10 protein-coding genes and 2 pseudogenes are annotated in these 7,742 nt (G+C 35.1%); all 12 read left to right on the top strand.

The features are described from left to right. A partial coding sequence (locus ACPYKA_RS16470; RefSeq protein WP_479543304.1) for a YqeB family protein occupies window positions 1-191 on the top strand: 191 nt, incomplete at its 5' end. Then, window positions 178-306, top strand: coding sequence for a JAB domain-containing protein (locus ACPYKA_RS16465; RefSeq protein WP_479543303.1), 129 nt, complete (start codon window positions 178-180; stop codon window positions 304-306). The genes ACPYKA_RS16470 and ACPYKA_RS16465, both read left to right, overlap by 14 nt. 155 nt (window positions 307-461) lie before the next feature. Then, a complete protein-coding gene (locus ACPYKA_RS16460; RefSeq protein ID WP_479543302.1) occupies window positions 462-1,163 on the top strand; it encodes a hypothetical protein in 702 nt (233 codons plus the stop codon). A gap of 72 nt (window positions 1,164-1,235) precedes the next feature. Continuing rightward, window positions 1,236-2,645 (top strand): HsdM family class I SAM-dependent methyltransferase, encoded by a 1,410-nt coding sequence (locus tag ACPYKA_RS16455; RefSeq protein WP_479543301.1) that lies wholly within the window; start codon window positions 1,236-1,238, stop codon window positions 2,643-2,645. Continuing rightward, a complete protein-coding gene (gene istA, locus ACPYKA_RS16450; protein WP_479543300.1) occupies window positions 2,531-3,844 on the top strand; it encodes an IS21 family transposase in 1,314 nt (437 codons plus the stop codon). The genes ACPYKA_RS16455 and istA overlap by 115 nt, the downstream gene beginning before the upstream one ends. Then, a pseudogene (gene istB / locus ACPYKA_RS16445) lies at window positions 3,819-4,618 on the top strand (IS21-like element helper ATPase IstB). Before istA ends, istB begins: the two are co-directional and overlap by 26 nt. 74 nt (window positions 4,619-4,692) lie before the next feature. Next, window positions 4,693-4,872: a hypothetical protein gene (locus tag ACPYKA_RS16440; protein WP_479543299.1), complete on the top strand. Its 180-nt coding sequence runs from the start codon at window positions 4,693-4,695 to the stop codon at window positions 4,870-4,872. Further along, entirely contained in the window at window positions 4,865-5,095 is a 231-nt protein-coding gene (locus tag ACPYKA_RS16435; RefSeq protein ID WP_479543298.1) for a hypothetical protein, read from the top strand. Before ACPYKA_RS16440 ends, ACPYKA_RS16435 begins: the two co-directional genes overlap by 8 nt. 281 nt (window positions 5,096-5,376) lie before the next feature. After that, window positions 5,377-6,027, top strand: a complete 651-nt coding sequence (locus tag ACPYKA_RS16430) for a transposase family protein (protein WP_479543306.1) — start codon at window positions 5,377-5,379, stop codon at window positions 6,025-6,027. Then, complete coding sequence (locus tag ACPYKA_RS16425; protein WP_479543305.1) at window positions 6,014-6,607, top strand: transposase; 594 nt, start codon at window positions 6,014-6,016, stop codon at window positions 6,605-6,607. Before ACPYKA_RS16430 ends, ACPYKA_RS16425 begins: the two co-directional genes overlap by 14 nt. 159 nt (window positions 6,608-6,766) lie before the next feature. Next, on the top strand, window positions 6,767-7,360 hold the full coding sequence (locus tag ACPYKA_RS16420; protein WP_479543297.1) for a restriction endonuclease subunit S: 594 nt from the start codon (window positions 6,767-6,769) through the stop codon (window positions 7,358-7,360). Window positions 7,361-7,395: 35 nt separating this feature from the next. Further along, window positions 7,396-7,536 (top strand): annotated as a pseudogene (locus tag ACPYKA_RS16415) (transposase); the annotation flags it as partial. Window positions 7,537-7,742 lie beyond the last annotated feature (206 nt).

Here is a 7,742-nt window from a genome sequence, read left to right as displayed (position 1 = left end):
ATAAGGAAAAGACAATTCAAAAATCTGAGATAAAAGCAATATTCATGGAAGATAATGAGGTCGTAATTACGGATCATAAAGGTCAAGAACTTTTGAGTGAAAAGACGGATATTAAGAAGGAAAAAATACGAGAAATCTTCCTGTATCATCATTACCCTTGGTGTGACAACACCGTCGATGGAAGATATTAACGTTACAAAGAGATTAGTCGAAGCTGAGAAGTTACTAGGCATTGAAGTACTAGATCACCTAGTGGTAAATAGTGATAACAGTTTTACTAGCCTGAAAGAAAAAGGTTATATTTAAAGGGAGAACTGATTCCCTTTTTTCTTCAAGAATCGTTAATAGGAAAAGATATGTAAAAGTATAGGATATTGAGCATGTTAGAATATAGATTAACATTCACAACTATTTTTACCGTATGGTATTATTGTTATATTATGATGTAAAAAGGTGATTATATGAAAAACGAGGCTAGCACAGATCTTTGGGTATATGATTTATTAAAAGAAGCAAATTTAGGAAAAGTAATGTCACCTCAAGGAAGTAATATTAAAGAAATTAATGAGGCACTAAAAACTGCGTCGAAAAGCGGAACAGGAAATGTTGGAAGACCAGAGTATGTTGGTGTAGTGCATGATTTTGTTATTGTTATTGAAAATAAATCGAGTATCAGCAAGCATATAGATAAAAGTAATGATGGTTTAATTGTTCGAGAAACATCTTCAATAAGAGATTATGCGGTTAATGGTGCATTATATTATGCAAAGCATATAGCAAAAAACACTAACTTTAAGAAGATTTTTGCTATTGGTGTATCTGGAAATGAAAAAAGACATATTATCTCTCCAATTTTTGTTGATGAGCGAGGTGGTCATAAAGAACTGCCAGAAATTGAAACATTTATCTCATTTAGTCATAAAAATATTCAAGAATATTACATAAAAGAAGTACTTGAAGAAGATACAGACAAAGAAAAAGAATTGGCAATGATATTGAAAGATGCACAAGAATTACATGAAGATTTGAGAAATTATGGAGCGATACAGGATAAAGATAAGCCACTAATTGTTTCAGGAATTTTATTAGCATTTAGAGAAATAGAACATGGGAGTTTCTCTATTGATTCTTTAACGGCGGATACAACGGTTACTGATGGTTAAAAAATATAGAGAGCGATAGAAAATAATCTGCAACGTTCAAATGTGTCTCCCACCGTTAAAAAAGATAAATTAATGAGTCAATTTGACATCATAAAAAATACTGTACAAATCAATGAAGTCAATGTATCACTTGGAAAAACGCCGTTAAAATACTACACGGAATTTTTATATAATCGTGTTTATACTAACGTTGTATACTCGAAATCCTCTGAAGATATTCTAGGGCGTTTTTATGGTGAATTTATGAGTTATTCTGGTGGAGATGGGCAAACATTAGGTATTGTTTTAACACCTCGACATATTACAGACTTATTCTGTGATTTGTTAGAAGTATCATCAGATGATAGGGTAATTGACCCCGTATGTGGTACAGGTGGTTTTTTAGTTTCTGTAATGCATCATATGTTAGAACAGACAGCTGAGGATGATGTATCAAAAAGAAATAGCATTAAAAAAGATCAAATCTATGGTATTGAAATTCATAACTATATGTTTACTATCTCTACAACAAATATGATTCTACGTGGTGATGGAAAAAGTAATCTTGAAAATGCTGATTTCTTAAAATTAAATCCATCTGAGATTCAACTTAAAGGCTGTAATGTTGGTATGTTAAATCCTCCATATAGTCAAGGGTCATCAAAAAATCCTGATTTATATGAAATATCATTTACTGAACATTTACTTGACTCTCTGGTAGAAGGTGGACGAGCAGCAGTCATTGTTCCTCAAAGTTCTATGACAGGGAAAACCAATGTGGAAAAAGAAATTAAAAGAAGCATATTAAAAAAACATACGCTTGAAGGAGTTATTACTCTTAATAAAGATACTTTTTATAATTTTGGTGTCAATCCTTGTATAGCAGTATTTACTACTGGAATACCTCATGACAAAAATAAAAAATGTAAATTTATAAACTTTAAAGATGATGGGTATAAAGTAGCCAAGCATATAGGTTTAATAGAAACACCTCAAGCAAAAGACAAAAAGCAATATCTATTAGATGTTTGTTTTGATTGTTTATGGCAAAATAAAAGTACAGAGAACGGCAGCCTAAAAATACAGAACCATGCAGAAAAAAAGCCTTGCCAGTCATCCCATAATCTATTAATCTCCTACATGGAAACACGCCAATATTTTCATGGGGAGGAAACAGAAAGGATGCTAGTTATGGCTCAACAAGAGTATATCAAATTCTTAAGAAATACAGAAGGATTAACAGTAAATGCTATCGCAAAGAAGATGGGAGTAGACTGGAGAACAGCTAAGAAATATGCAGATCAGGAAAACTGGAATATCGAGGTGAGACCTCGAAAGAAAAAATATCCTGTTTTAGAACCTTACAAGAGATCATCGATGCTTGGCTCATGGAGGATCAAAGAAGACCTAAAAAGCAAAGACACACAAATGTGCGTATTTACCATCGATTGGTCGAGGAATGTGGTTTTACTGGCAGAGAGCGTACGGTTACTACTTATGTAGCCAACAAGAAAAAGGAGCTCTCAAATCAAGTGAATACGTATCTGGACTTGGAGCATCCTGGTGGTGAAGCTCAGGTCGACTTTGGTACAGCGGAAGTGTCTTATGAGGAGAAAATCATACAAATTAAATATTTGGTGATGTCGTTTCCTTACAGTAATGCTGCCTATCTTTGGTGTTCACCAAGTGAGAACATGGAATGCTTTTTAACCGGCTTGCAGGAATTGTTTCAATATGTAGGTGCTGTGCCGCGGAAAATCTGGTTTGACAACCTCTCTGCAGCAGTTGTTAAGGTGAAAGGCCGCGAACGTACACTAACAGATATGTTTCGACGGTTCGCTCTTCATTATGGATTTCAATACGAGTTTTGCAATGTAGGTGAAGGCCATGAAAAAGGAAACGTCGAAAACAAGGTAGGCTGCACAAGAAGAAACTGGATGGTTCCCCTCCCTCGCTTAACGACTTGGGAAGCCATCAATCACCTAATGAAAGAGAAGGCGGAACAATACCTGCTCCAACCACACTATGAAAAGAAACAGGCTATTGGGATGCTGTTCGAAGAAGAGAAACAAAAGATGTTAATTCTGCCCGGGGAACCATTTGATGTATATCGCTTGTCGACTGCGGTACTCGACAAGTATGGGAAAGTGGATTTCGACGGGAAACGCTTCACCATCCCGAAAGGAAGCTACAACGAAACCGTATTGCTAAAGACATATTGGGACGAAGTTCAAGTTTTGAATGAACAGTATGAACTAATTGGCTCCTTTCCACGTCCATATACATTCAAAGATCGAGCCATCGATTGGATTGCGGAGCTTGAATGTATCCAGCACAAACCTAAGGCCGTACCTTATTCGTGGATCTATTCACAGCTGCCTTCATCGCTTCAAGCTTATCTGGCTGTTGCAGATCTAGTGAGACGTAAAAAACGGATTGGATGGTTCATCAAATGGTTAAATGCGGGACACACTGTGAAAACGATTAATCAAGCCATTGAGCATACCTCTTCTTATCAACATGACCAGGAGGGAATCTTGTACCATACTCTTTATCGGTTAGATTCTCCTCATGTGGATACCGATGCTTTACCGGAAAGTTATACACCAGAGGCTGTTAGACATTATGATCCGGATCTAAATGCTTATGACCAGCTGGCGAAACGAGGTGTAGTTCATGAACTCAGCCTCTCGCATTCATGAATACTGTAAGCAGTTGAGACTTGGGTATTTAGCAAGGTGTATCCACAGATTAAAGCCGATTCACATGAGGAGTTTTTGTTACAGGGTTTGCAGGCCGAACTCGGTTCGAGACAGTCAGCCAAAATCCAGCGATTAATTAAAAAAGCCGGTTTTAGTCAGCATAAAACCTTTGAAGATTATGTGCCTAACGAGGCTGTAACCTTCCCTGAAACGCTAAACCTGGATATGCTGAAGGATCTGTTGTTTATGGAGAGATATGAGAACGTCATGATGTTAGGTAGCGTTGGCACAGGCAAGTCGCATTTAGCTGCTGCGACAGGATTAGAAGCCTGTCGACAAGGGAGGAATGTACGTTTCGTACGTGTATCTGGTCTTGTTTCGACATTGCTTGAGAAGCATCAGACGGGTTCATTGCCTCGTTTTATGAGAGAGTTAAGAAAGGTTGAATTGCTCATCCTTGATGAATTGGGCTTTAACCCGTTTCACAAGGATGGTGCAGAGCTGTTGTTCGATGTCATTTCGGAATGCTATGAAACCACGAGCGTTATCGTGACAACCAATTTAGAATTTGGGCAGTGGAATACCGTGTTTGGGGATAAGCGATTAACAGCAGCCATAATTGATCGTCTTGTGCACCATGCTCATATCTTAACTTTCACTGGCCCAAGTTACCGCCTAAAAAATGCTTTATCTAAAGCAACATCAGATAACCTGCAAACGCATGTTCTACAACCGATTTTTCTGAATTTATATGACTGGCAGGCTTATGTATAAATTCGCTGCGGAATTATATATTTTATACTTGCCAAACACAGTTTGATCGTATTGACGCTGAAAATAAATTCTGTGTGGAAACAAAAATTGATTCTGAGGATGAATGGTTACACTCCTTTTACTATTTTAATGAGGAAATTCCTTCTAGAGAGGAATTTGGAAAGGTTATTTCTGATTATCTTTCTTTTGAAATAGATATGGTACTTCATGGCAAAGAATATTTATTTAAAGATTACGGTGATAAGAATGAATAACATCCGCTGGAGTGATTTTCAAATAGGTGGAGATAATGGAGTTTTTTCAATTACATCTAGCACTAGTGAAATAGATAAAAATAAGCTTAACCAAAAACCTGGAAAGATTCCTTATGTAACAAGAGAATTAAATAATGGAATTGATTTATTTGTTACTAAAGATCAAGGTGAAAAATACCCAATTAATAAAGGAAATGTAATTACTATTGGGTTAGATACATAGACAGTATTTTATCAACCAACAAATTTTTATAATGGCCAGAACATCCAAATTTTAAAACATAAAAAGATGACAAAAAATATAGCCTGTTTTTTAATACCATTATTAAAAAAACAGATGGAGAAGTTTAATTGAGGTGGATTATGGGTCCACCTTAAAAAGACTAAATAATACTCGAATTATGTTACCAGTTAATGAATACAGCTTTGAAGAGTAAAAATTCTTCGCGATAATTTTCTAAAAATATCCCCCAAAGTATACTAAATATGGAATAATATAGTTACATAAAACACTTATTCAAAGATTTAGATAATAAACTTAATGAAATCAATGATCCAAGGCACCAAAGCTATGTTACATATAATAGCGATATCCTACTTATGATGACTATTTTTAAAAATGCATTTGATTTAAAAAGTATGCGGAGTATGACGGATCAATTTAATAAAGATGAATGTATCCATAATTTCCAAAAATTATTGGGATGCAATGAACTGAAAGAGCTGCCACATTACGATACTATTAATGACTTTTTATCCAGGCTGAAACCAGAAGAACTGGAAAAAATACGAACGTACATGATTAAACAACTATTTGCCAAAAGATGTTTTGATCGTTACCGGATCAACGGCAAGTACTGGGGAATCATCATTGATGGGACAGGGCTTTTTAGTTTTCAGGAAAAGCATTGCGACCATTGCTTAAGACGGGAATATACCGATAAAGAAACTGGTGAGAAAAGAACTGTATACATGCATCACGTACTGGAAGCCAAACTGGTAGTCGGTGATATGGTCCTAAGTATAGCTTCCGAGTTTATAGAAAATGAATCGGAGGATGTGTCAAAACAAGATTGTGAATTAAAGGCATTCTATCGGTTAGCAACAAAAATAAAACAAGCATTTAAAAGATTGCCTATACATCCTAGGAGATAGCCTCTATGCTTGCGAAGGTGTATTTAACCAATGTGATCAGCACGGGTGGAAGTACATAATGCGATTTAAAGAAGGCAGAATCAAAAGCGTTGCCAAAGAATTTCAAGATATCAAGGAGATGGAAAACTTATCCAAAGACATATGTTGGGTAAACGATATTACGTATAATCAAAGAACATTGAACGTCCTTGAATATCATTTCGTTCAAAATCAGAAGAAAAAGACTTTTACATTTATCACAAATATCAAGGTGAATAATCGAAATGCACGTAAACTGGTAAACGCCGGGCGAAGCCGGTGGAAGATTGAAAATCAAGGCTTTAATCGTCAAAAAAACATTCGGTATCACATTGAGCATGCCAGTAGTCGCAACTATGTAGCGATGAAGAATCATTGTCTTCTAACACAGATTACGGATATTCTGATGCAGTTATTTGAAAAAGGGAGCAAAGCTCTGAAACACGTGAAAAAAACGGCAAAAGAAATATCCTCGATCCTGTTAGAAGCGATTCGGACCCGCAAAATAACAGACGAGGATATTCGGCAATTAGCTAACCCAATACAAATTAGGTTTACCTAATGAGTTCATTATAACAAAGGTTGTGATAAAAAGTTAAAAATTCACCCAAAAACATTCCATTTTTTTAAAAAAACATTTTTAAAAATTGGCTTGGATTTTTAGCAAAAAATAGGGATGCATAATTTAGTGAATATTTCGTAATTTCTCTAGTCGTTTTTATTGATTAAAAAATATTTAATAAAATTTACTCTTCAGAGCTGTAATGAATATGGAGAAGTTGATTTTGATTATATCGAAGAGATTGGAAGTGAAATGTATAAAAAATCACATGAATATCTTTCGAAATATATTTTACAGAAATACAATCAGTTAATCAAAGAGTTAAAAGACCTTGATACTTTAACGCTTGAAGATAGAGAATGGCTACCTTTTAGTATAAGCGATCTTTTCACTAACATTCAGCGAGGTAAAAGATTAACAAAAGCTAATCAAGTTGAAGGTAATATCCCTTATATTTCTTCAACTGCATTAAATAACGGTGTTGATAGCTTTATTGGTAATGAAAATAATGTAAGAACGTCAGGTCAAGATATAACAATTGCTAATAGTGGAAGTGTTGGTAATGCCTTTTATCATCCTTATAACTATGTGGCAAGTGATCACGTCCATTCTCTGAATAATGATAAGTATAATAAGTACCATTATTTATTTATTGTAACTTTGCTGAATAGATTGCAAGATAAATATCATTTTAATTATGAGATTAACGAAAACAGTGATGCTAGTATAGTTTCATGGACACATCTAAGTTAAATTTTATACAATGAATTTCAAGGAGGATGTGTCCAATGATTACAAAAAATAATGGTAAACGATATAACGATGATTTTAAAAAAATGATTATCGATCTTTATCATTCTGGAAGTTCTGTAAAAGATTTAAGTAGCGAGTATGGCGTATCTGATGTAACCATCTACAAATGGATTAAAGATTTAACATGGATCTACGTCAATATTTAGGACACATTTAAGTTAATTTTTCTTAGTGTGCTTTGAAGCTTATTTGAATATATATGTGAAGGCTTGACATGGAGCCTTTGTGCGTGTGGTGATTTGCGAAAGACGAAAGGTTAGTAAAACACATTTCGCCAGGCAAAAGCCTACCACACGCACCTCTCCAAGTAAAGCCGTGCACT

The sequence above is a fragment of the Pseudogracilibacillus amylolyticus (SeqCode) genome, from assembly GCF_051918545.1.
Taxonomy (GTDB): domain Bacteria; phylum Bacillota; class Bacilli; order Bacillales; family Amphibacillaceae; genus Pseudogracilibacillus.
The sequence above is the reverse complement of the archived record's forward strand: the minus strand, read 5'-3'. Positions and strand labels throughout refer to the sequence as shown.